15 protein-coding genes are annotated in these 23,860 nt (G+C 55.6%); 6 read left to right on the top strand and 9 right to left on the bottom strand.

What is annotated here, in order from left to right; all coding sequences use genetic code 11:
* Window positions 1-14: 14 nt before the first annotated feature.
* The 3 genes from glpC to glpA are packed head-to-tail and all read right to left on the bottom strand — an operon-like array spanning window position 15 to window position 4,037.
* Window positions 15-1,205, bottom strand: coding sequence for an anaerobic glycerol-3-phosphate dehydrogenase subunit GlpC (gene glpC, locus ACOTYB_RS03560; RefSeq protein ID WP_409248730.1), 1,191 nt, complete (start codon window positions 1,203-1,205; stop codon window positions 15-17).
* Window positions 1,202-2,419, bottom strand: a complete 1,218-nt coding sequence (gene glpB / locus ACOTYB_RS03555; RefSeq protein ID WP_421765748.1) for a glycerol-3-phosphate dehydrogenase subunit GlpB — start codon at window positions 2,417-2,419, stop codon at window positions 1,202-1,204. The genes glpC and glpB overlap by 4 nt, the downstream gene beginning before the upstream one ends.
* Window positions 2,409-4,037 carry an anaerobic glycerol-3-phosphate dehydrogenase subunit A gene (glpA, locus tag ACOTYB_RS03550; RefSeq protein WP_015572285.1) on the bottom strand — a complete coding sequence of 543 codons (1,629 nt, stop codon included), beginning with the start codon at window positions 4,035-4,037 and terminating at the stop codon, window positions 2,409-2,411. Before glpA ends, glpB begins: the two co-directional genes overlap by 11 nt.
* Before the next feature lie 250 nt (window positions 4,038-4,287).
* On the opposite strand from glpA, the gene glpT reads away from it, so the two are divergent.
* The gene (glpT, locus tag ACOTYB_RS03545; RefSeq protein WP_003859423.1) at window positions 4,288-5,640 is read left to right on the top strand and encodes a glycerol-3-phosphate transporter; all 1,353 of its coding nucleotides are present in this window, start codon (window positions 4,288-4,290) and stop codon (window positions 5,638-5,640) included.
* Window positions 5,641-5,651: 11 nt separating this feature from the next.
* Window positions 5,652-6,704, top strand: a complete 1,053-nt coding sequence (gene glpQ, locus ACOTYB_RS03540; protein ID WP_047653832.1) for a glycerophosphodiester phosphodiesterase — start codon at window positions 5,652-5,654, stop codon at window positions 6,702-6,704.
* Window positions 6,705-6,727: 23 nt separating this feature from the next.
* On the opposite strand, the gene yfaE is transcribed toward glpQ, so the two are convergent.
* From yfaE to ubiG, 4 genes are all read right to left on the bottom strand, one after another.
* Complete coding sequence (gene yfaE, locus ACOTYB_RS03535) at window positions 6,728-6,982, bottom strand: class I ribonucleotide reductase maintenance protein YfaE (RefSeq protein WP_023324987.1); 255 nt, start codon at window positions 6,980-6,982, stop codon at window positions 6,728-6,730.
* Entirely contained in the window at window positions 6,982-8,112 is a 1,131-nt protein-coding gene (nrdB, locus tag ACOTYB_RS03530; RefSeq protein WP_023314567.1) for a class Ia ribonucleoside-diphosphate reductase subunit beta, read from the bottom strand. The genes yfaE and nrdB overlap by 1 nt, the downstream gene beginning before the upstream one ends.
* 108 nt (window positions 8,113-8,220) lie before the next feature.
* Window positions 8,221-10,506, bottom strand: a complete 2,286-nt coding sequence (nrdA, locus tag ACOTYB_RS03525; protein WP_003859415.1) for a class 1a ribonucleoside-diphosphate reductase subunit alpha — start codon at window positions 10,504-10,506, stop codon at window positions 8,221-8,223.
* A gap of 349 nt (window positions 10,507-10,855) precedes the next feature.
* Window positions 10,856-11,584, bottom strand: coding sequence for a bifunctional 2-polyprenyl-6-hydroxyphenol methylase/3-demethylubiquinol 3-O-methyltransferase UbiG (ubiG, locus tag ACOTYB_RS03520; protein ID WP_003859413.1), 729 nt, complete (start codon window positions 11,582-11,584; stop codon window positions 10,856-10,858).
* A 146-nt stretch (window positions 11,585-11,730) separates the two neighbouring features.
* Between ubiG and gyrA the strand changes: the two genes are divergently transcribed.
* Together gyrA and rcsC are read left to right on the top strand one after the other, a co-directional pair.
* On the top strand, window positions 11,731-14,367 hold the full coding sequence (gene gyrA / locus ACOTYB_RS03515) for a DNA topoisomerase (ATP-hydrolyzing) subunit A (RefSeq protein ID WP_058662459.1): 2,637 nt from the start codon (window positions 11,731-11,733) through the stop codon (window positions 14,365-14,367).
* 135 nt (window positions 14,368-14,502) lie between these two features.
* Complete coding sequence (gene rcsC / locus ACOTYB_RS03510; protein WP_022651523.1) at window positions 14,503-17,349, top strand: two-component system sensor histidine kinase RcsC; 2,847 nt, start codon at window positions 14,503-14,505, stop codon at window positions 17,347-17,349.
* A gap of 111 nt (window positions 17,350-17,460) precedes the next feature.
* Here the strand turns inward: rcsC and rcsB are convergent, their stop codons facing one another.
* A complete protein-coding gene (gene rcsB, locus ACOTYB_RS03505; protein ID WP_003859405.1) occupies window positions 17,461-18,111 on the bottom strand; it encodes a response regulator transcription factor RcsB in 651 nt (216 codons plus the stop codon).
* 16 nt (window positions 18,112-18,127) lie between these two features.
* The gene (rcsD, locus tag ACOTYB_RS03500) at window positions 18,128-20,800 is read right to left on the bottom strand and encodes a phosphotransferase RcsD (protein ID WP_003859403.1); all 2,673 of its coding nucleotides are present in this window, start codon (window positions 20,798-20,800) and stop codon (window positions 18,128-18,130) included.
* 743 nt (window positions 20,801-21,543) lie between these two features.
* Here rcsD and ACOTYB_RS03495 point away from each other — a divergent pair.
* Entirely contained in the window at window positions 21,544-22,638 is a 1,095-nt protein-coding gene (locus ACOTYB_RS03495) for a porin OmpC (protein WP_047055377.1), read from the top strand.
* Window positions 22,639-22,752: 114 nt separating this feature from the next.
* Window positions 22,753-23,808: an FAD:protein FMN transferase ApbE gene (apbE, locus tag ACOTYB_RS03490; RefSeq protein WP_023300605.1), complete on the top strand. Its 1,056-nt coding sequence runs from the start codon at window positions 22,753-22,755 to the stop codon at window positions 23,806-23,808.
* The last annotated feature ends 52 nt before the right edge of the window (window positions 23,809-23,860 follow it).

The following is a 23,860-nucleotide window of genomic DNA, read 5'->3' as shown; positions in this document are numbered from 1 at the left end:
GTCCCCGGCAACGGTTACGCCAGCGCTTTTGCCAGCAAGGTAATGGGTTGTTCACAGCGTTTGCTGGTGGACATCTCGATCTGCCACTTGCAGGTTTCACAGTCCGTCACCACGATATCTGCGCCGCTCTCTTTAATCTGCCGGAACAGCGGCGCGCCAATGGCCTGTGACGTTGGGTAGTTTTCACGCTTGAATCCGTAGGTGCCAGCGATGCCGCAGCAGCGTGAGTCCAGCACCGTCAGCTCCAGCCCCGGGATCAGCCGCAGCAGCTCAAGCGTATAGATCGACCAGCCCATCTTCTCCATATGACATGGCGTGTGATATACCACCTTCAGCGGCAATTTGCCCAGCGGTAACGTCTGCCCGCTGTCCAGTTTGCGCCAGAGAAAACGGGTCGCCAGCTCAATGTGCTCGCGCAGGCCGGTGTTATCCACATCCAGCAGATGCGGATATTCATCGCGCAGCGTGAAGGTACAGGTTGACGACGTCGCCAGTACCGGTATCCCTTTGTCGACGATCGCCTCACGTAAAGAGGTGACGTTGCTGCTCGCCTGCTTGCGCGCTTTGTCGATGAAACCGTTGGCAATCAGCGGAACGCCGCAGCACTTTTCTTTGCTCAGCAGCTGAACGCCCGTCCCCATGGCGTTCAGCACTTTCAGCAGGTCTTTTCCCAGCTGCGGATGGTTGTAGTTCACGTAGCAGCCGTGGAAGAAGGCGACCTGCTCAGCGAACTGCGCCTGTTCTGCCGCCACGGATTTATACCAGCGGCGGAAGGTGCCGTGAGAATATTTCGGCAGACTGCGGTGATGGTCGATTTTGAGCGTCGCATCCAGCAGCCTGCGCACCGGCTTCAGGGCGGTGGCGGCATTGACGGCCGGTGCGAAAGGCGTCGAGAGGCTGCCCATTAGATCGGTGTGGCTCAGTATCGCGTCACGCAGCGTCGGTTTTTTCGTACTGTAGCGGGCGCGGGCGCGCTGGATGATATCGCCTATTTTCACGTCCGACGGGCAGGCAACTTCGCAGCGTTTGCAGTTGATGCAGTATTTCAGCGCCTCGTCGTAGAGCGCGCCATCCTTCAGGCGCAGACGCTCCCCGTCGGGACCGGCCTGTTTCGGGCCGGGATAGCGCGGATCGACGCCGCTGACCGGGCAAACCGTGGTGCAGACCGTGCATTTGATACAGCTTTCAAATCGGGTGTCGTTCATTGTGCTCTCTCCCTGCGATGGATAATCTGCTCCGCGACATGCAGCGCGGTGACGGCGCAGACGCCGCCACCGCAGCCCTGCGCCACGGGATCGTACCCGCCCAGAACCGAGCCGATGGCGTAAAGATTTTCAACCGGTTCCCCGCCCAGCCGCGGGCGCAGTTGGCTGTCGACGATCACGCCGAACTGCTGCCAGGGCTGCGGGGTGAAGAAATCGCTTTGATACCAGTCCGCGCGGGAAGCGCTTTGCCGGACATCCAGCCCGAGTATTGCCTCACGCACGCCATCCCGGCTGCTCAGCAGACCGTTACTGAAGAAACTGCCGCTTGCCAGCACCGTAAAGCGTGCGCGAAGCGGGATGTCGCCGTGGTTGCGGGTCCAGATTTCGCTTACCGCGCCCTCAGCCAGGGTGATTTTTTTCACCTCGTCGCCTGCCATCCAGACGCCACCCTGGGCAACAAACTGACGCTGAAGCTGGGTGTGCAGACGAATGCCGGGCACGGAAGGGGGGAGCGTCGGCAGTAAACCGAGCGTACAGGGCAGGCGCGCCGAGAGCCAGCGCCAGAGCCGGTTGTCCGTTAAGCCAAAACAGGCGGGCATAAACAGGGCGTCGCAGGTCTCGCCGAGCGGTTGAAGCGCCGCGTACAGCTGCGGCCAGTAACTTTCATTATCCAGCAGGCGGGCAATGTTCACCGCACGAAACTCGCTGGGGTTTTCGCGCAGCACGTCGAGTTCGGGGAGAACAATCTCCGCCGTATCCACCTGAACACCCTGCTGTCTGAGAGACGCGGCGGCCAGATGTGGCTGGAAATCGAGGAAGCCGCTGATCCCCACCACCCGCACGCGCTCGGCAGCGATGGGAGCGACAGGCACCTCTTCCGGGCTAAGCCAGGCGGCGCGCAGGGTGCCGAGTGGCGTGACGCGCTGATGGTTTTGCTCGGCGTCACCCTGCATGCGTGCACCGCAGGTGGTGAGCAGGTGTTCGGTTTCGCAGGCAAAGCGGGCCATATTCTCTGCGCCCGTCAGGCGGTAGGGATGTTCAGGCGGCAGATCGGCGAACGATAGCGCGCCCAGTAAATCCAGCGAGCCGGAGGAGAAGTGCAGAGCACTCTGACCGCGAGTGACAATGGCGCAGCGCAGACCCCGCTGCGTCAGTTTGAGGCCGCACAGCAGGCCCGCCAGCCCCCCACCCACAATCACGGTATCAAATTTCATGGTTGTGCTCCTTCTCCAGACCGCAAAGCCCCTGATAGACCCAGCGGGTAAATTCGCTTTCGCGCAGGGCATCGCCCCAGGCGACGGGCTGAATGCCTTTCCAGCGCTCGTTTAAAAAATCGCTGAGTTGGGCAAGCGACTGGGTTGACGTGGTGGCGTGAAAACGTTGCAGCAGCCCGGCGGCACGGCAGGCGCACAGCTCCCCCTGACAGGTGCCCATCCCGACGCGCGTGCGGCGGCGTAAATCGAGCAGGTTGTTCACCGTCAGGTTTTCCACGGCATACTGCACCTCGCCTGCGGTCACGGCTTCGCATTCGCACACCAGGCTGCGGCTGAGTCGCCCTTCACCGAGCCAGGTCGGGGTGCGGTCGCCGTGGCGGTAAATCGCCGAACCGCGAAGCGGGGCAGGGAGTGAAATGATTTTGTGCAGCGTTTTTTCTGTCGATTGCTGCGAGCCGGGCAGGGCCTGTTCCGCCGTCACGCACGGCGCGGTGTTGCCGAGCTTACGGCAGACGGCATCGGTGGCCCACTGGGCCATCAGCCGGTAGGTCATCAGCTTGCCGCCGGTAATGGTGATAAATCCGTCCATGCCGTCACGTTCGGCGTGATCGAGCAGTACGATGCCGCGGCTGACGTTACGCCCGCTCGGATCGTTATCGCTGGCGACGAGGGGACGCACGCCCGCGTAGGCACGCAGAATACGCGTCTGCGCCATCACCGGGGCCAGCTTTTCCCCTTCGCGCAGCAGGATATCCACCTCTTCAGCGGTGACGCGGTTGTAATCAATTTCGCTGTAGTCCACATGCATTGAGGTCGTGCCGATTAACGAAATGGTGTCCCCCGGCACGAGGATATCGGCGTCAGACGGTTTACGGCAGCGGTTGATGACATGGTTATTGATGCGGTGGTCGAGGATCAGCAGCGAGCCTTTCGCCGGGAACATGCGCACCGACAGGTCCGCGTATTCCGCGATGCGCTGGCCCCAGATCCCCGCCGCGTTGACCACGACGGCGGCATACAGCTCGCGGTGTTCGTTGTACTGCGCATCAAACACGCGCACTCCGCGCACGGTATTCCCTTCGCGAATAAGCCCGGTGACGTGATGCCCGGTCAGGATCTGGGCGCCATGTTCCCGCGCGTCGAGCATATTGGCGGCGGTCAGGCGGAAAGGATCAACGGTTCCGTCCGGTACTTTTACCGCGCCCAGTAACGCCGGGTTTACCGAGGGTTCAAGACGGCGCGCCTGCGCAGGATCGATCGCCTCGGCCTGAATGCCTGCCGCCGTGCAGGCGGTGATAAAGGTTTGCTGAAAGCCGAGGTCGTCTTCTGGAAGGGTGATAAAAAGACCGTTGGTCGGTTCAACGCAGTGGCGGGCGATGCGCCTGAGGATCTGGTTTTCAGCGATACACTCGCGCGCTGACTCAGCGTCAGTGACCGCATAGCGGGCGCCGCTGTGCAACAGACCGTGGTTACGTCCCGTCGCGCCGGTGGCGATATCGTGGCGTTCCAGAAGCGTGACGCTCAATCCCCGCAGGGCGCAGTCGCGTGCGATGCCGGCACCCGTCGCGCCACCGCCAATGATAATCACATCGCTGAAGCGTGGATCGTGAATTGTCATTGCCTTTCCTCTATGTTCGTTTTTTTGCATTTAGCCACATTGATCGTGTGGTTTGTTTGATTTCGAACATAAACGCGCGAAATTCGAAAGTGAAACGTGATTTCATGCGCTTTTTTGCGCATTCTGTCATATTTCTGTAACAATCTGTGCGTTGATTCACAGTAACATTCACCGTGATTTCTTAACATCGCCGCCTCTGTAGCCGGGCGCGAGATGCCCGGTCATTTTTTGAAAGGCCACGGAGGCTGTTATGCTCAGTATCTTTAAACCTGCGCCACATCGGGCGCGACTGCCAGAGGCAGAGATTGATCCTCTCTACCGCCGTCTGCGTTGGCAAATCTTCCTCGGGATCTTCTTCGGGTATGCGGCGTACTATCTGGTACGTAAAAACTTTGCGCTCGCCATGCCGTACCTGGTGGAGCAGGGCTTCTCTCGCGGCGATCTGGGATTTGCGCTGTCGGGGATCTCCATCGCGTACGGTTTTTCAAAGTTCATTATGGGGTCGGTGTCGGATCGTTCGAATCCGCGCGTGTTCCTGCCCGCCGGTCTGATCCTCGCGGCAGCGGTGATGCTGTTCATGGGCTTTGTGCCGTGGGCGACCTCAAGCATTGCCATCATGTTCGTGCTGCTGTTCCTCTGCGGCTGGTTCCAGGGGATGGGATGGCCGCCATGCGGACGCACCATGGTTCACTGGTGGTCACAGAAAGAGCGTGGTGGAATTGTATCGGTCTGGAACTGTGCGCATAATGTCGGGGGCGGGCTTCCGCCGCTGCTGTTCCTGCTGGGGATGGCCTGGTTCAACGACTGGCATGCCGCGCTCTATATGCCAGCCTTTGGCGCCATTCTGGTGGCGATTATCGCCTTCGCTCTGATGCGCGACACCCCACAGTCCTGCGGCCTGCCGCCGATCGAAGAGTATAAAAACGACTACCCGGATGATTACAGCGAGAAGCACGAAGAAGAGCTGACGGCAAAGCAGATCTTCATGAAGTACGTGCTGCCGAACAAGCTGCTGTGGTACATCGCGGTGGCGAACGTGTTTGTCTACCTGTTGCGTTACGGCATCCTCGACTGGTCCCCGACTTACCTGAAAGAGGTGAAGCACTTCGCGTTGGATAAATCTTCCTGGGCCTATTTCCTGTATGAATACGCGGGCATTCCCGGCACGCTGATCTGCGGCTGGATGTCGGACAAAGTGTTTAAGGGCAACCGTGGGGCAACGGGCGTGTTCTTTATGACGCTGGTGACCATCGCGACGGTCGTTTACTGGCTTAACCCGCCGGGTAATCCGGGTGTGGATATGGCCTGTATGATCGTTATCGGCTTCCTGATTTATGGTCCGGTTATGCTGATCGGCCTGCACGCGCTGGAGCTGGCACCGAAGAAAGCGGCAGGCACGGCTGCGGGCTTTACCGGTCTGTTCGGCTATCTCGGCGGTTCGGTCGCGGCGAGCGCCATTGTGGGCTATACCGTTGACTTCTTCGGCTGGGACGGCGGCTTTATGGTGATGATCGGCGGAAGCGTGCTGGCGGTACTGCTGCTGGTTGTTGTGATGATTGGTGAAAAACGTCACCACGCCGAAGTGCTGGCGCGTCGTCAATAAGGAGCATTGCGATGAAATTAACTCAGTTAGCAACCGGCCTGCTGCTGGCGGGCCTGATGACAGGCTCCGCGCTGGCGGCAGATAAGATCGTGATCGCCCACCGTGGCGCCAGCGGTTATCTGCCGGAGCATACGCTGCCGGCAAAAGCGATGGCCTATGCTCAGGGCGCGGATTATCTGGAGCAGGATTTGGTGATGACGAAGGACGACCAGCTGGTCGTTCTGCATGACCACTATCTTGACCGCGTCACGGACGTGGCGGAGCGTTTCCCGGATCGCGCCCGTAAAGATGGTCGCTACTACGCTATCGACTTCACGCTGGCGGAGATCCGCTCGCTGAAGTTTACCGAGGGCTTCGAGATTGAAAACGGTAAGAAGGTACAGGTCTATCCGGGACGTTTCCCGATGGGCAAGTCTGACTTCCGTATTCACACCTTCGAAGAGGAGATCGAGTTTGTTCAGGGGCTGAACCACTCGACAGGAAAAAATATCGGTATCTACCCGGAAATCAAAGCGCCGTGGTTCCACCATCAGGAAGGAAAGGACATTGCCGCGAAGACGCTGGAGGTACTGAAAAAGTACGGCTACACCAGCAAGCAGGATAAGGTTTTCCTGCAATGTTTCGATGCCGCGGAACTGAAGCGCATCAAAACTGAGCTGGAGCCGAAGATGGGGATGGATCTCAATCTGGTGCAGCTGATTGCCTATACCGACTGGAATGAAACCCAGGAAAAACAGCCGGACGGGAAGTGGGTGAACTACAGCTACGACTGGATGTTTAAGCCGGGCGCGATGAAGCAGATTGCGCAGTACGCTGACGGCATCGGGCCGGATTATCACATGCTGGTGGCGGAAGGCTCAACGCCTGGCCACGTGAAGCTGACGGCGATGGTGAAAGAGGCGCACGCCAGCAAGATGCAGGTGCATCCGTACACGGTGCGTGCCGATCAGCTGCCGCCATATGCCACCGATGTGAATCAGCTTTACGAGGTGTTGTATAAGCAGGCGGACGTGGACGGGCTGTTTACGGATTTCCCGGATAAAGCGGTGACGTTCTTAAAATAGAAAAAGGGCCGTAAGGCCCTTTTTTACATCTCGATCTCAATATCGCCTTTTGCCCGGCAGCAGCAGGGCAAAATTTCCCCTTCATTGATAAAGGCCAGCGGTTCGGTCAGCCAGTCCACCTGGCCTGCGACAAGACGGCAGCGGCACGAACCGCAATAGCCTTCACGACACTGGTACTCTACCTCAACCTGATGCGCTTCAAGCGCCACCAGCAGAGAAGGATGCTCTTCCTGGCACAACACCTCTGTACCAGAAAGGCTCAGCGTTACGCGGCTCATCAGAGCTGGAAGTCGCTCAGGTCGTCGGTGTTGACTTCAGAATCAATCTGACCGACCAGATAAGAACTCACTTCCACTTCCTGCGGCGCAACCTGCACGTTATCGGACACCAGCCAGGTATTGATCCACGGAATTGGGTTAGAGCGCGTCTGGAATGGCAGATCGAGACCCACAGCCTGCATGCGGATGTTAGTGATGTACTCCACGTACTGGCACAGAATGTCTTTGTTCAGGCCAATCATGGAGCCGTCGCGGAACAGGTAGTCTGCCCACTCTTTCTCCTGCTGGGCGGCCTGCAAGAACAGGTCGTAGCACTCCTGCTTGCACTCTTCGGCGATTTCCGCCATCTCCGGGTCGTCCGCACCGCTGCGCAGCAGGTTTAGCATATGCTGGGTGCCGGTCAGGTGCAGGGCTTCGTCACGGGCGATCAGACGGATAATTTTGGCGTTACCTTCCATCAGCTTGCGCTCGGCAAACGCGAAGGAGCAGGCGAAGCTCACGTAGAAGCGGATTGCTTCCAGCGCGTTGACGCTCATCAGGCACAGATAGAGCTGCTTTTTCAGGGCCCGCAGGTTTACGGTAACGGTTTTGCCGTTCACGTTATGCGTGCCTTCGCCCAGCAGATGCCAGTAGCTGGTCATCTCGATCAGCTCGTCGTAGTAGTGCGCAATGCCTTCGGCGCGCTTCTGGATCTGTTCGTTGGTGACGATATCGTCAAACACCACCGCCGGATCGTTCACAATGTTGCGGATGATGTGAGTGTAAGAGCGGGAGTGGATCGTCTCGGAGAACGCCCAGGTTTCTACCCAGGTTTCCAGCTCAGGAATCGAGATTAGCGGCAGCAGCGCCACGTTCGGACTACGTCCCTGAATGGAGTCCAGCAGCGTCTGGTACTTCAGGTTGCTGAGGAAGATGTGCTTTTCGTGTTCCGGCAGCGCCTGGAAATCGATACGGTCGCGGGAAACGTCAACTTCTTCCGGACGCCAGAAGAAGGAGAGTTGCTTTTCAATCAGCTTTTCGAAGATGTCATATTTTTGCTGATCGTAGCGTGCCACGTTGACCGGCTGGCCGAAGAACATCGGCTCTTTGAGCTGGTCGTTTTTCGTCTGTGAAAAGGTGGTATATGCCATTGCGGTGAGTCCTGTGGTGTTATTTCCCCTCACCCCGGCCCTCTCCCACAGGGAGAGGGGGAAAGAGTTCCCTCTCCCTGTGGGAGAGGGTTAGGGTGAGGGAATTTATTAGATCTTACATGCGCCGCTTTCGCAGCCATCGTCCTGAATTGACGGCGCCAGGTCGTCCTGGGCGTCTTCCGCACCATCACGGGTGTTGTGATAGTACAGCGTTTTCACGCCAAATTTGTAGGCGGTCAGCAGGTCTTTCAGCAGCTGCTGCATCGGTACCTTGCCGGACGGGAAGCGCGTCGGGTCGTAGTTAGTATTGGCAGAGATCGACTGGTCGATAAACTTCTGCATGATACCCACCAGTTGGAGGTAGCCGTCGTTGTTTGGCATTTCCCACAGCAGCTCGTAGTTGTCACCCAGCGTTTCGTAATCCGGTACCACCTGACGCAGCACGCCGTCTTTCGACGCTTTAATGCTGACGTGCCCGCGCGGTGGCTCAATACCGTTAGTGGCGTTGGAGATCTGCGAAGAGGTCTCGGACGGCATCAGGGCAGAGAGCGTGGAGTTACGCAGGCCGTGAGTTTTAATGGACTCGCGCAGGCCTTCCCAGTCGAGGTGCAGCGGCTCGCTGACGATCGCATCCAGGTCTTTTTTATAGGTGTCGATCGGCAGAATGCCTTTCGCGTAAGTGGTTTCGTTGAACCACGGGCACGCGCCTTGCTCTTTCGCCAGCTCGTTAGAGGCTTTCATCAGGTAGTACTGGATCGCTTCGAACGTCTGGTGCGTCAGATTGTTGGCGCTGCCGTCGGAGTAACGCTTGCCGTTTTTCGCCAGCCAGTAGGCGAAGTTGATTACGCCGATACCTAAAGTGCGACGGCCCATTGCGCCGCGTTTTGCCGCCGGGATTGGGTAATCCTGGTAGTCCAGCAGGGCGTCGAGGGCACGAACAGCCAGCACCGCCAGCTCTTCCAGCTCGTCCAGGCTCTTAATCGCACCCAGGTTGAACGCAGAGAGCGTACACAGCGCGATTTCGCCGTTTTCGTCGTTCACATCGTCCAGCGGTTTGGTCGGCAGGGCGATCTCCAGGCACAGGTTGGACTGGCGCACTGGGGCAACCACCGGATCGAACGGGCTGTGGGTGTTGCAGTGGTCAACGTTCTGGATGTAGATACGGCCGGTAGAAGCACGTTCCTGCATCATCAGGGAGAACAGATCGACCGCCTTCACGCGCTGCTTACGGATGCTGTCGTCTTTTTCATATTTGGTGTACAGACGCTCGAACTCATCCTGATCGGCGAAGAACGCGTCATACAGGCCCGGGACGTCGGATGGGCTGAACAGGGTGATGTCTTCCCCTTTCAGCAGGCGGGTGTACATCAGCTTGTTGATCTGCACGCCGTAGTCCATGTGACGCACGCGGTTGCCTTCCACGCCGCGGTTGTTCTTCAGAACCAGCAGGCTTTCCACTTCCAGGTGCCACATCGGGTAGAACAGGGTCGCAGCGCCACCGCGCACGCCGCCCTGAGAGCAGGATTTTACTGCCGTCTGGAAGTGCTTGTAGAACGGGATACAGCCGGTGTGGAACGCTTCACCGCCGCGGATTGGACTGCCAAGCGCACGGATACGACCGGCGTTGATGCCGATACCGGCACGCTGGGAAACGTATTTCACGATGGCGCTGGAGGTCGCGTTGATGGAATCCAGGCTGTCACCGCACTCGATCAGCACGCAGGAGCTGAATTGACGGGTAGGGGTGCGCACGCCAGACATGATTGGCGTAGGCAGAGAAATCTTGAACGTCGACACCGCATCGTAGAAACGCTTCACGTAGTCCAGACGGGTTTCGCGTGGATAATTAGAGAACAGGCAGGCGGCCACCAGAATATAGAGGAACTGGGCGCTTTCGTAGATCTCACCGGTTACACGGTTCTGAACCAGGTATTTGCCTTCGAGCTGCTTCACCGCCGCGTAGGAGAAGTTCATGTCGCGCCAGTGATCGATAAACCCGTTCATCTGCTCGAACTCTTCTTCCGTATAGTCTTCCAGCAGATGCGTGTCGTATTTGCCCAGCTCAACCATTTTCACTACGTGATCGTAAAGCTTCGGCGGCTCGAACTGACCGTAGGCTTTTTTACGCAGGTGGAAAATCGCCAGACGCGCAGCGAGGTACTGATAATCCGGTGCGTCGCGGGAGATCAGATCTGCCGCTGCTTTGATAATGGTTTCGTGGATATCAGACGTTTTGATGCCGTCGTAGAACTGAATGTGAGAACGCAGTTCAACCTGGGAGATAGATACGTTGTTCAGTCCTTCTGCTGCCCAGTCGAGAACTCGATGGATTTTGTCCAGATTGATACGCTCGGTGGTACCGTCGCGCTTTGTCACCAGCAGACTCTGATTCATGTGGGTTTTTACCTGTCCGTGAAATAAAAAATATCCCCCCGCTTATCCACAGACCCGTCTTGTGACTAACTCTGTGGATAAATACTACATATAGGGGTTTTGCGATAAGAAGAACGCTATATGGTGAGTATTCTAGTAAGGATTCTTTTCAGTACAAGGGTTGATTTTGACGTTAAATTGAGGTTGTGAAAGGGTAAAAAAGGCTAAGTCCTCGTGCCGTAAGGCCTGGAAGAGATGTCAATAATTAAGAAAAAAAATTCAAAATTTGATCGAGTGCTGATTTCTTCAACGGGAGGTCAGAATTGCGCAACATGATGTCGCGCAATCTTTATAAGAATAACGAATGACGTTAGTCGTTTTTGGCGGTTGTGTGCAACATATAGTTAACATCCACACCCGGGGCAAGTTTGAATTTATCCGTCAACGGGTTGTAGTGCAGGCCCGTCATGTGCTGCTCCTTAAGCCATGTCTGGTCAACCCAGCCCAGCAGTTCGGCAGGCTTGATGAACTTCTTCACGTCGTGCGTCCCTTTCGGCACCATGCGCAGCACATATTCCGCGCCTACCACGGCCATCAGCCAGGCTTTGCCGTTGCGGTTGATGGTCGAGAAGAAGACCTGTCCACCCGGTTTCACCAGGTTTGCACAGGCGCTGACGACCGACTGCGGATCGGGAACGTGCTCCAGCATCTCCATGCAGGTCACCACGTCATACTGGTGCGCATGTTTTGCCGCGTGCTCTTCCACGGTTTCCTGAACGTATTCTACCTGTATGCCGGACTCCAGCGCATGAAGACGCGCAACCTGTAGAGGTTCGAAGCCCATGTCCAGACCGGTGACGGTGGCCCCTTCACGCGCCATACTTTCCGCCAGGATGCCGCCGCCGCAGCCGACGTCGAGCACTTTCTTACCGAACAGACCGCCGGAACGCTCCGCGATATAGCCCAGACGCAGCGGGTTAATACGATGCAGAGGTTTGAACTCACCTTCGAGATCCCACCAGCGGGACGCCACCGCTTCAAATTTGGCAATCTCTTCGTGGTCAACGTTGTGAGCCACCGGGGATTTTTCGGCATTCATGGGCGCTTTTACTCCTTATTTAGCAAGACAAATGAGTATATCAGGCAATCCCTGTGAATAAAGCGTATAGGTTTACCTGTATCACCGCGGCTGTGTTATAATTTGCGACCTTTGAATCCGGGATACAGTAGAGGGATAGCGGTTAGATGAGCGACCTTGCGAGAGAAATTACACCGGTTAACATCGAGGAAGAGCTGAAAAGCTCCTATCTGGACTATGCGATGTCGGTCATTGTTGGCCGTGCGCTGCCGGACGTCCGCGATGGCCTGAAGCCGGTACACCGTCGCGTACTATACGCCATGAACGTATTGGGCAATGACTGGAATAAAGCCTACAAAAAATCTGCCCGTGTCGTTGGTGACGTAATCGGTAAATACCATCCTCATGGTGATTCCGCGGTGTACGACACCATTGTCCGTATGGCGCAGCCCTTCTCGCTGCGTTACATGCTGGTAGATGGTCAGGGTAACTTTGGTTCTATCGACGGCGACTCCGCCGCGGCAATGCGTTATACGGAAATCCGTCTGGCGAAGATTGCCCATGAGCTGATGGCTGACCTGGAAAAAGAGACGGTTGATTTCGTTGATAACTACGACGGCACGGAAAAAATTCCTGACGTCATGCCAACGAAGATCCCAAACCTGCTGGTGAACGGTTCGTCCGGTATCGCCGTCGGTATGGCAACCAACATTCCGCCGCACAATATCACGGAAGTGATCAACGGCTGCCTGGCCTACATTGACGATGAAGACATCAGCATTGAAGGGCTGATGGAACACATCCCTGGCCCGGACTTCCCGACGGCGGCAATCATCAATGGCCGTCGCGGTATTGAAGAAGCGTACCGTACCGGTCGCGGCAAGATTTACATCCGTGCCCGCGCCGAAGTGGAAGCGGACGCCAAAACCGGCCGTGAAACCATTATTGTTCACGAGATCCCGTATCAGGTGAACAAAGCGCGACTGATTGAAAAAATCGCCGAGCTGGTAAAAGAAAAACGCGTTGAAGGCATCAGCGCGCTGCGTGACGAGTCTGACAAAGACGGTATGCGCATCGTGATTGAAATCAAGCGCGACGCGGTGGGTGAAGTTGTGTTGAACAACCTTTACTCCCAGACTCAGCTTCAGGTCTCCTTCGGTATCAACATGGTTGCGCTGCACCATGGCCAGCCGAAGATCATGAACCTGAAAGAGATCCTGAGCGCGTTCGTGCGTCACCGCCGTGAAGTGGTGACTCGCCGTACCATCTTCGAACTGCGCAAAGCGCGCGACCGTGCCCATATCCTTGAAGCACTGGCCGTTGCGCTGGCGAACATCGACCCGATCATCGAGCTGATCCGCCGTGCGCCGACGCCAGCAGAAGCGAAGGCGTCGCTGGTTGCGCGTTCATGGGATCTGGGCAACGTGGCGGCGATGCTGGAACGTGCCGGCGATGACGCTGCGCGTCCTGAGTGGCTGGAGCCGGAATTCGGCGTGCGTGACGGTAAGTACTACCTGACTGAACAGCAGGCCCAGGCGATTCTGGATCTGCGTTTGCAGAAACTGACCGGCCTTGAGCATGAAAAACTGCTCGACGAGTACAAAGAGCTGCTGGAGCAGATTGCCGAGCTGCTGCATATCCTGGGTAGCGCAGAGCGCCTGATGGAAGTGATCCGTGAAGAGCTGGAGCTGGTTCGCGATCAGTTCGGCGACGAGCGTCGCACCGAAATCACGGCCAACAGCTCTGATATCAACATTGAAGATCTGATCAACCGCGAAGACGTGGTAGTGACGCTGTCTCACCAGGGCTACGTGAAGTATCAGCCGTTGACCGACTACGAAGCTCAGCGTCGGGGCGGTAAAGGCAAATCTGCGGCGCGTATTAAAGAAGAAGACTTCATTGATCGTCTGCTGGTGGCGAACACCCATGACACGATCCTCTGCTTCTCCAGCCGGGGCCGTCTGTACTGGATGAAAGTCTATCAGCTGCCGGAAGCAAGCCGTGGCGCGCGTGGACGTCCAATCGTCAACCTGCTGCCGCTGGAAGCGAACGAACGTATCACCGCCATACTGCCGGTACGCGAGTACGAAGAGGGCGTGAACGTCTTTATGGCGACCGCGAGCGGTACCGTGAAGAAAACCGCGCTGACCGAATTCAGCCGTCCACGTTCCGCCGGGATTATCGCGGTGAACCTGAACGAAGGCGACGAACTGATCGGCGTGGATCTGACGTCCGGTTCTGATGAAGTGATGCTCTTCTCTGCCGCCGGTAAAGTGGTGCGCTTTAAAGAGAACGCCGTGCGCGCAATGGGTCGTACGGCGACCGGCGTGCGTGGTATCAAGCTGGCGGGTGAAGACTCCGTTGTTTCCCTGATCGTTCCTCGTGGCGAAGGCGCAATCCTGACCGTCACCCAGAACGGCTACGGTAAACGTACGGCGGAAAGTGAATACCCAACCAAGTCACGCGGCACGCAGGGCGTTATCTCCATCAAAGTGACCGAGCGCAACGGTTCCGTTGTTGGCGCGGTGCAGGTGGACGACGCGGACCAGATCATGATGATCACCGATGCCGGTACGCTGGTGCGTACCCGCGTGTCAGAGATCAGCGTGGTAGGTCGTAACACCCAGGGCGTTATCCTCATCCGCACTGCGGAAGATGAAAACGTCGTCGGTCTGCAACGCGTTGCTGAGCCGGTGGATGACGAAGAGCTTGACTCTATCGACGGCAGCGTCGCGGAAGGGGATGATGAAATCGCCCCGGAAGCGGACACCGATGATGAAGCAGCGGATGACGCTGACGAGTAACGTCTCCTGACGCATAAAGGGCCGGTTTCCGGCCCTTTTGTTTTGCGCAAGCAGACAAGTGAACGTTGCGACAAGCCGCGTTTACCGCTACCTTAACCACATTCTTTTTGACCCCGACGGCGGAGCCTCGCCCCTTTGAAATACCTCGTCTCCTTTCGTACCACGTTAAAAGTCTCCCGCTATCTGTTTCGGGCGCTTGCGCTACTGCTATGGTTGCTGGTGGCACTGCTCTCGGTGTTTTACATCGTTAACGCGTTACACCAGAAAGAAGCGGAGATCCGCCAGGAGTTTAATTTGAGCTCGGATCAGGCTCAGCGCTATATCCAGCGTACGTCTGACGTGATGAAAGAGCTTAAGTATATTGCTGAGAATCGACTGACGGCGGAGAACGGCATTCTTGCCATCCGCGGTCGGGATGAAAAAACCGAAGTGCCTGATTTCGAACCGCTCTTCCCGGATTCCGATTGTTCCGCCATGGGCAAAGCCTGGCGTGGTTCACTGGAGTCCCTGTCATGGTTTATGCGCTACTGGCGCGATAACTTCTCGGCCGCTTACGATCTGAACCGTGTCTACCTGATTAGCAACGAAAATCTCTGCATGGCGGATTTCGGCCTGCGGGATATGCCCGTCGAACGCGAAGACGCGCTGAAAAGCCTGCATGAGCGCATAGTGAAATACCGTAATGCGCCTCAGGAAGAGCGCGGGAACAACATCTTCTGGATAAGCCAGGGGCCGCGCATGGGGGTCGGCTATTTCTATGCCCTGACTCCGGTTTACCTCGGAAACCGCCTGCAAGCGCTGCTGGGGATTGAACAAACCATCCGCATGGAAAACTTCTTCACGCCGGGCAGTCTGCCGATGGGCGTGACCATTCTGGATGAAAACGGCCATCCGCTCATCTCCCTTACCGGGCCTGAAAACCGCCTGAAGGTGGAACCCAGCTGGATGCAGGAGCGGTCATGGTTTGGCTATACCTCCGGGTTCCGCGAGCTGGTGCTGAAGAAAAGTTTACCGCCATCGTCGCTGAGCATTGTCTACTCGCTGCCGGTGGACAAGGTCCTGGAGCGCATTCGCATCCTGATCCTTAACGCCATTTTGCTGAACATCGCGGTAGGCGTCGCGCTGTTTATGCTGGCGAGAATGTATGAGCGGCGGATCTTTATTCCGGCGGAGGCGGATGCTCAGCGTCTGGAGGAGCACGAGCAGTTTAACCGTAAAATTGTCGCCTCGGCACCGGTGGGGATCTGCATCCTGCGTACTCAGGACGGGACAAATATCCTCAGTAACGAGCTTGCCCATAACTACCTGAACATGCTAACGCATGAAGACCGTCAGCGGTTAACGCAGATCATCTGTGGGCAACAGGTTAACTTTGTGGATGTGCTGACCAGCACCCACACCAACCTGCAAATCAGCTTTGTCCATTCGCGCTACCGTAATGAAAACGTGGCGATTTGCGTGCTGGTGGACGTCTCTGCGCGCGTGAAAATGGAAGAGTCGTTGCAGGATATGGCGCAGGCGGCGGAGCAGGCCAGTCAGTCGAAATCGATGTTCCTCGCGACCGTCAGTCATGAGCTGCGTACGCCGCTGTACGGCATTATCGGTAACCTCGATCTGCTCCAGACCAAAGAGCTGCCGAAAGGGGTCGACCGGCTGGTGACGGCCATGAACAACTCGTCCAGCCTGCTGCTGAAAATCATCAGCGATATTCTCGACTTCTCTAAAATTGAATCCGAGCAGTTGAAAATAGAGCCGCGCGAGTTCTCCCCGCGCGAGGTGATGAACCATATCTGCGCCAACTATCTGCCGCTGGTGGTGCGTAAACAGCTTGGGCTGTACTGCTTTATCGAGCCGGATGTGCCCCTGACGCTGCATGGCGATCCGATGCGTCTGCAACAGGTCATCTCAAACCTGCTGAGCAACGCCATCAAATTCACCGATATCGGCTGTATTGTGCTGCACGTCTGTCGGGCAGGGGAGTACCTGACCATTCGCGTGCGCGACACGGGGGTGGGGATTCCGGCGAAAGAAGTTGTTCGCCTGTTCGATCCGTTCTTCCAGGTGGGAACCGGCGTCCAGCGTAATTTCCAGGGGACCGGGCTTGGTCTGGCTATTTGCGAGAAGCTTATCAGCATGATGGACGGGGATATCTCTGTCGATACTGAGCCGGGTATGGGCAGCCAGTTCACCATTCGTATTCCGCTCTATTCGGCGCATTATCCGGCGAAAACCACGGTCGACGGCCTGAGCGATAAGCACTGCTGGCTGGCGGTGCACAACGCCTCCTTACATGATTTCCTGACCTCAATGCTGACCAGCAGCGGCGTGCGGGTTTCGCGCTACGAAGGCCAGACGCCGGGCGCGGATGACATGCTGATCACCGACGTTGAGCCGGAACAGGCGTGGGCGGGGCGCGGCGTGGTGATGTTCTGCCGCCGTCATATCGGTATTCCGCTTGAGCGTTCGCCTGGGGTATGGGTGCACAGCGTGGCGACACCGCACGAGCTGTTGGGCTTGCTGGCGCGCATTTACAGCGTGCAGCTTGAAGACAGCGACGGCGCCACCGTGCTGGCTTCCCCTGATGAGCTGGCGTCGGTGAATGACGATATGATGATTCTGGTCGTCGACGATCATCCGATTAACCGTCGTCTGCTCGCAGACCAGCTTGGCTCTCTGGGCTATCAGTGTAAAACGGCCAATGATGGCGTGGATGCCCTGAATGTCTTAAGTAAGAACCATATTGATATTGTGCTCAGCGATGTGAACATGCCTAACATGGACGGCTACCGTCTGACGCAGCGTATCCGACAGTTGGGGCTGACGCTACCGGTGGTGGGGGTGACAGCCAACGCGCTGGCGGAGGAGAAGCAGCGCTGTCTGGAGTCGGGAATGGACAGCTGCCTGTCGAAGCCGGTCACGCTGGATGTACTGAAGCAGACGCTATCCGTCTATGCGGAGCGGGTACGAAAAGCGAGACAATAAAAAAGGCCCGAAAGGGCCTTTTTTATGTGCCCGGCGGCGCTGCGCTTGCGCGGGCCTGCGGGGTTTGTAGGCCGGGTAAGCGCGAGCGCCACCCGGCATAGACAGCGAAGATCAGTCTTTGTCCGTTGCGCTCAGCGTCACGGAAGAGAGATAGTTCAGCAGGGCGATATCGTTATCCACACCCAGCTTCATCATCGCGGATTTTTTCTGGCTACTGATGGTTTTAATACTGCGGTTCAGCTTCTTGGCGATTTCAGTGACCAGGAAACCTTCAGCGAACAGACGCAGAACTTCACTCTCTTTAGGCGAGAGACGCTTGTCGCCATAACCACCCGCGCTGATTTTTTCAAGCAGGCGTGAGACGCTTTCAGGAGTGAATTTCTTCCCTTTCTGTAGCGCCGCCAGCGCTTTTGGCAGATCGGTAGGTGCGCCTTGTTTCAGCACAATCCCTTCAATATCGAGATCCAGAACGGCGCTCAGGATCGCCGGGTTATTGTTCATGGTCAGAACAATGATCGAAATGTCCGGGAAGTGGCGTTTAATGTATTTGATGAGCGTGATCCCATCACCGTATTTATCTCCAGGCATGGAGAGATCGGTAATGAGCACGTGCGCATCAAGTTTAGGCAGGTTGTTAATGAGGGCTGTGGAATCTTCAAATTCACCGACTACATTCACCCACTCGATCTGTTCAAGTGATTTGCGAATACCGAACAGTACAATCGGATGGTCATCGGCAATAATTACGTTCATATTGTTCATGTATAAGGCTACCTTGCTACAGCAAGCTCTTGACGTAAGCGTCAATGTCGCTGATGTATTTTTCAATGCCAGAGGCATCTTTCTCACGAATTAGATGTTCCAGCGTTTCACATAACTGCTTGCCGGGAACCAGATTAAGCATGGCAAACACCCCTTTAAGCCGGTGTGCTGTCTGTGCCAGCGCTGCAAAATCCTGCGCAGCGGACTCAGTATACAACCGCTTAACATCATCTGGTACTGTATCAACGAAGAGCGAATAATATCCGCTGGCATGGAGTTCGGCATTTTCATCGCCGCCTAACGGTGACTCCAGGATCTCTTCCTGCGCCAGATTCTCTTCAATCAGTTGTAATACAGCTTCCTGCATTGCATTGCTCATATTAAAGTTGACGCGCAGCTGCCCAGGGCCGATTTTCCGCACGCCTGGCTCATCATCGCTTAAAAGCAAGCCTGAGGCAGTAAGATTAGACGGATTATCAGTTAAAAATAGATCAAATTCTTGACTCGCGAGCCTTTCGTCCGGGGTAATGCAGGACGCACCCCAGTTTTCCAGCTGACGAACGACGATATTTCGGATCTCACTGGAGGTCACATCCACCATCACCACCACATCGTCCAGCAGACGCTCTTCATCCTCTTCCTGTGGATTCGCCGCCATTTTAACGTGTAAAGAGTAGCGGGTGCCGAGGGATTCGCGCGCCTTAATGTTCAGATGACCGCCCAGCTTACGCGCCAGCTGATCGCAAAGCCAGAAGGTGAGGGCATTCGCCTTACCGTAGTGGTCGCGCTGGGTATCGTTCAGGAACGGGAAGTGCAGGTTATCAATTTCGCTCACGGTCACGCCTTCGCCCGTATCCAGGATGCGGAACGTCAGACGATCGTCGGTGGACTCATCGGTGCTGACTTCAAGGGTGATCTTGCCGATCTGCGTCGTGGTGACGGCATACTGAATCAACATCATCAGGATGCGACGCAGGGCATCGCGATCGCCATGACGTTCGTCGTTGGCCGGTAAATGGTTGTTGATCAGCAGCTGGAGTCCCTTGCGCTTGATCACCGGCAGGACTTCCGGCACCACCTCATCAATCAGGTCCTGGATGGAGAAGAGCGTAGGGGTGCCCTTCCAGATGTCATTCTCCAGCATGTTCGCAAGCTGGATTTCGTCCACCAGACGAACCAGTGAATCGGCCTGGCTGCTTAGCTGTCGGCTTTCTGGCGTGCTCAGATCAGCAATCTGCGTGGCGAGTGACTTCAACGGCTGTTTAAAGGCATCGCCAATATTTTGCATAAACGCGGCGCGGCCATGCTGGTTTTTCTCGTACAGTCTTTGCGCCTGCTTGAGCTTTTTATTCACCAGCACTTCGCGATCCTGATCGCGAATGATGAAGATTTGCGTGCGCGACGCGACCTGACTGCGGAACTGACGGATCTCATACAGTTCATTATTAATGGTGGCCTGGATGACACCCTGATGCTGGTCCGCCATGGCCGTAATATTTTGCAGGTTAAGATGCGGCAGAAGGTGATCGGCAATTTTATTGCTCATTACCGTGCGGTTTGCCTCCTGATCGTGAACGAGCACCCCAAGCGGCAGCACGGAAATAATCTCTTCATTCAGGGCACGAAGAATGCGCAGCTCGTTGCTGGTCCCGGCTGATACCGACGTCGAGTCGCTCTGGCGGCCCGACTGGAAACGGAAGGTGCTGTAACCAAACAGCGCCAGCGCCAGCAGGCCGATATTCAGCAGCAGCGGCAGCAGAATGTTTTGCAGAGTATCAAGCATCAGGGTGCCAAAAGGCACCTGCCACACCAGACGCATACCGGTTGAGTTGAGCGATGAGGCAATCTCAATCTTTGAGCCATTAAATGAGATGGCTACGCTGTCCGCGCCTTCTTTATCCGACGGCGAGCGCATATTTTGGGTGCTGTTGTCTGGCTCCAGACGGAAGCTGTCCAGCGGCATATCCGGTGGGATGAGATCGTTAATCGGCAGGTCGAAGGCAACCACGGTCGCCAGATGGCCCGGCTGGTTAAAGGTGGTTCGCAGCGTGAAGTAGTGACCATTCTGCCAGGCAAGACGGCGTAATGACGAGAAACTTTCGCGCTCGTCCAGCGCGTTGGCCTGTTGCAGCATTTCTGCCCGACGGGAATCGACAATACTGCCAACGGTGGTCTCTTTAAAGCCCGACGAGAGATCCTTAAGCGGCAGGGTCGAGATCAGGATCATGCTGTTGTCCTGACCGTTCAGGTAATACATGGACCACGGTACGGTCTCGGCGCCCCACAGGGTGTCCAGATAGGAGGAGATCCGCTGCGTCATCTCAAGCGTTGCGCTGTCGTGCGAGCCGAAAATCAGGGCTTCCGTCTTACGCTGCGGTTTTTCAAGGTAATACACATCCTGCTTAAGGCGCGTTTCCTGCAACCCTTCGCCTGATGAGGTGGCGGGCGCGGCAGCGATATTGTCGTAGATTTGCCAGGTCGCATAGCGCCACGTATCAATGCGCTTATGCACCGCATGGGTGATATCGACGATTTGATAGCTTTTATCTTTAAGCCAGGTGTTAACGGCGCTCTGGATCATCACTCCCATTGTGACTAACAGCACAACGATCAACAGAAGAAAGAAACGGGTGATGCTGCCCGGTAGAAGGGAGAATTTGCTCGGGGCGGTAGTTTCAGTCTGACTCATCGATGTGTTTAACCCGTAATGGCCGCGCGGTAATGGGATAGGGCAGTATAAAGGGTAATAACTGAATTTCCAGCGTCGTTATCGGTATAACCTTGACTTTTTATCCGGGTAACCGGCTTCAATGTCCCCGGGTGAAAGGTGTACAAAACCCCGTGAAATGTATAAATGAGCCGCCGCACCGGCAGAAAAATAGCACGAATAAACAAGAAATTAATTTCGATAGCATAAAAACAATTAAGTGCAAGCCGTATTCGGGATTTAGTTAATAGTCGTTATCATTACCCAGCGGTAGCACATTAAATGTAGGGTGACGTAAAGAAAGGTAAAAAAAAACCGAATGCGAAGCATCCGGTTCAATTAGGGATAAACAGACATTCAGAACTGAATGACGGTAATAAATAAAGTTAATGATGATAGCGAGGGTTATTTTAGTGGTGTTGAAGGGAATTTTTTTGTCATTCAGTGCTGTACTGTTTTTTACGGCAATTTGCTGAATTTAATGCGATATATTTTTGTTTGGATTATCCGTGCTATATTTTTAAACTATTAATGCTCTGTAAAAGTTCCTCCAAATTTACAAATTGAAACATCTTGGTGGCAAAGTGAAACATCTTCAAAGTTTTCGTATCATATTCCTGTTGGATTATTCTGCATTTTTGAGGAGAATGAACTTGCCGACTGGTTAAGAGGGTTGACCAGTAAGCAGTGGTAAATAATAAGGCATATAACAGAGGGTTAATAAAATGAAAGTTAAAGTACTGTCCCTCCTGGTACCAGCTCTGCTGGTGGCAGGCGCAGCAAATGCGGCTGAAATTTATAACAAAGACGGCAACAAATTAGATCTGTACGGTAAAGTGGATGGCCTGCACTATTTCTCTGATGACGACAGTGCAGACGGCGACCAGACCTACATGCGTCTGGGCTTCAAAGGCGAAACTCAGGTTAACGACCAGCTGACCGGTTACGGCCAGTGGGAATACCAGATCCAGGGTAACTCTGGTGAGAACGAAAACAACTCATGGACGCGTGTGGCGTTCGCAGGTCTGAAATTCGCTGATGCGGGTTCATTCGACTATGGTCGTAACTACGGCGTTGTTTACGATGTAACTTCCTGGACCGACGTTCTGCCGGAATTCGGCGGCGATACCTACGGTTCTGACAACTTCATGCAGCAGCGTGGTAACGGCTTCGCGACCTACCGTAACCAGGACTTCTTCGGTCTGGTTGATGGTCTGAACTTCGCGTTGCAGTACCAGGGTAAAAACGGCAGCGCAAGCGGCGAAGGCCAGACCAACAACGGTCGTGAGGCACTGCGTCAGAACGGTGATGGCTACGGCGGCTCTCTGACCTATGATCTGGGCGAAGGCTTCGCTATCGGTACGGCAGTCACCAGTTCTAAACGTACTGCTGACCAGAACGCTGCGCGCTACTACGGTGAAGGCGATCGCGCAGAGACCTACACCGGTGGTCTGAAATACGACGCGAACAACATCTACCTGGCTGCACAGTATACTCAGACTTACAACGCGACCCGTGCGGGCGACCTGGGCTGGGCTAACAAAGCGCAGAACTTCGAAGTGGTTGCGCAGTATCAGTTTGACTTCGGTCTGCGTCCATCCGTGGCGTACCTGCAATCTAAAGGTAAGGACCTGGAAAACGGCTACGGCGACCAGGATCTGCTGAAATATGTTGATGTTGGCGCGACTTACTACTTCAACAAAAACATGTCCACCTACGTTGATTACAAAATCAACCTGGTTGATGAGAACGACTTCACTCGCGCAGCAGGTATCGGTACTGACGATATCGTCGCGCTGGGTCTGGTTTACCAGTTCTAATTGCTCATACAGCGACAAAGGGGCCAACAGGCCCCTTTTTTCATGCTTTTTTAGGGTCTTACAAATACGCTGTTTTAGTGTACTCTTGCCGCCCTGGCATGAGGATAATAACCAATGGATATGACTTTTTTACGCGCCAGCGTTCTGGCGACTTTTTTACTCCTGACCGCGTGTGACTCTTCCACACAGCCCGCAAAAATCGACGCACCCGCCGCGACGGTGCTGGAAGGGAAAACCATGGGGACCTTCTGGCGCGTCAGCGTGATGGATATTGATAAATCCCGCGCTGAAGAATTACGCGGTAAAATTCAGGCGCAGCTGGATGCCGACGATCAGCTACTCTCTACCTATAAAAATGACTCAGCGCTGATGCGTTTCAATCGCTCCAGCAGCACCTCGCTGTGGCCGGTGAGCGAAGCAATGGCCGATATCGTCACGGAAGCCATGCGCGTGGGCTACAAAACCAACGGCGCAATGGATGTGACCGTGGGGCCGCTGGTGAACCTGTGGGGATTTGGCCCCAACAAGCAGCCGGTGACTACACCCGATCAAGCCGCCATCGACGACGCCCGCGCGCGTACAGGGTTACAGCATCTGGCGGTGATCTCCCAGTATGGTCAGCAATACCTGCAAAAAGATATTCCCGACCTGTTTGTGGATCTCTCCACGGTAGGCGAGGGGTATGCTGCGGATCATCTCGCGGCCCTGATGGCGCAGGAAGGCATTCCGCGTTATCTGGTTTCCGTCGGGGGCGCGCTCGTCAGCCGGGGCATGAACGCCAGCGGCAGGCCGTGGCGAGTGGCCATCCAAAAACCAACCGATCAGCAAAACGCGGTGCAGGCGATTGTCGACATCAACGGGCATGGTATCAGCACCTCCGGAAGCTACCGCAACTATTACGAGCTGGATGGCAAACGTATCTCGCACGTGATTGATCCGCAAACCGGACGCCCGATTACCCATAACCTGGTGTCCGTGACGGTGATAGCCCCAACCGCGCTGGAGGCGGATGCCTGGGATACCGGATTGATGGTGCTCGGCACGGAGAAGGCCAAAGAGGTAGTGCGTCAGGAAGGGCTGGCCGTCTATATGATCACTAAAGAGGCTGACGGATTTAAAACCTGGAGTTCGCCGCAGTTCAACAGCTTCCTGGTGAGCGAAAAAAATTAAAAAGCAAGGTTGCGGGTTTTTGTTCGGTGGCGTTCAGGCAAGCTGAGCGTAT

This window comes from Enterobacter cloacae complex sp. IR5450, assembly GCF_049238665.1.
Taxonomy (GTDB): Bacteria; Pseudomonadota; Gammaproteobacteria; order Enterobacterales; family Enterobacteriaceae; genus Enterobacter; species Enterobacter hormaechei_C.
The sequence above is the reverse complement of the archived record's forward strand: the minus strand, read 5'-3'. Positions and strand labels throughout refer to the sequence as shown.

Excerpts from the sequence above, each read along its gene's own strand:
- glpC (WP_409248730.1), bottom strand. The coding sequence starts at position 1,205 with ATGAACGACACCCGATTTGAAAGCTGTATCAAATGCACGGTCTGCACC.
- glpB (WP_421765748.1), bottom strand. The coding sequence starts at position 2,419 with ATGAAATTTGATACCGTGATTGTGGGTGGGGGGCTGGCGGGCCTGCTG.
- glpA (WP_015572285.1), bottom strand. The coding sequence starts at position 4,037 with ATGACAATTCACGATCCACGCTTCAGCGATGTGATTATCATTGGCGGT.
- glpT (WP_003859423.1), top strand. The coding sequence starts at position 4,288 with ATGCTCAGTATCTTTAAACCTGCGCCACATCGGGCGCGACTGCCAGAG.
- glpQ (WP_047653832.1), top strand. The coding sequence starts at position 5,652 with ATGAAATTAACTCAGTTAGCAACCGGCCTGCTGCTGGCGGGCCTGATG.
- yfaE (WP_023324987.1), bottom strand. The coding sequence starts at position 6,982 with ATGAGCCGCGTAACGCTGAGCCTTTCTGGTACAGAGGTGTTGTGCCAG.
- nrdB (WP_023314567.1), bottom strand. The coding sequence starts at position 8,112 with ATGGCATATACCACCTTTTCACAGACGAAAAACGACCAGCTCAAAGAG.
- nrdA (WP_003859415.1), bottom strand. The coding sequence starts at position 10,506 with ATGAATCAGAGTCTGCTGGTGACAAAGCGCGACGGTACCACCGAGCGT.
- ubiG (WP_003859413.1), bottom strand. The coding sequence starts at position 11,584 with ATGAATGCCGAAAAATCCCCGGTGGCTCACAACGTTGACCACGAAGAG.
- gyrA (WP_058662459.1), top strand. The coding sequence starts at position 11,731 with ATGAGCGACCTTGCGAGAGAAATTACACCGGTTAACATCGAGGAAGAG.
- rcsB (WP_003859405.1), bottom strand. The coding sequence starts at position 18,111 with ATGAACAATATGAACGTAATTATTGCCGATGACCATCCGATTGTACTG.
- rcsD (WP_003859403.1), bottom strand. The coding sequence starts at position 20,800 with ATGAGTCAGACTGAAACTACCGCCCCGAGCAAATTCTCCCTTCTACCG.
- ACOTYB_RS03495 (WP_047055377.1), top strand. The coding sequence starts at position 21,544 with ATGAAAGTTAAAGTACTGTCCCTCCTGGTACCAGCTCTGCTGGTGGCA.
- apbE (WP_023300605.1), top strand. The coding sequence starts at position 22,753 with ATGGATATGACTTTTTTACGCGCCAGCGTTCTGGCGACTTTTTTACTC.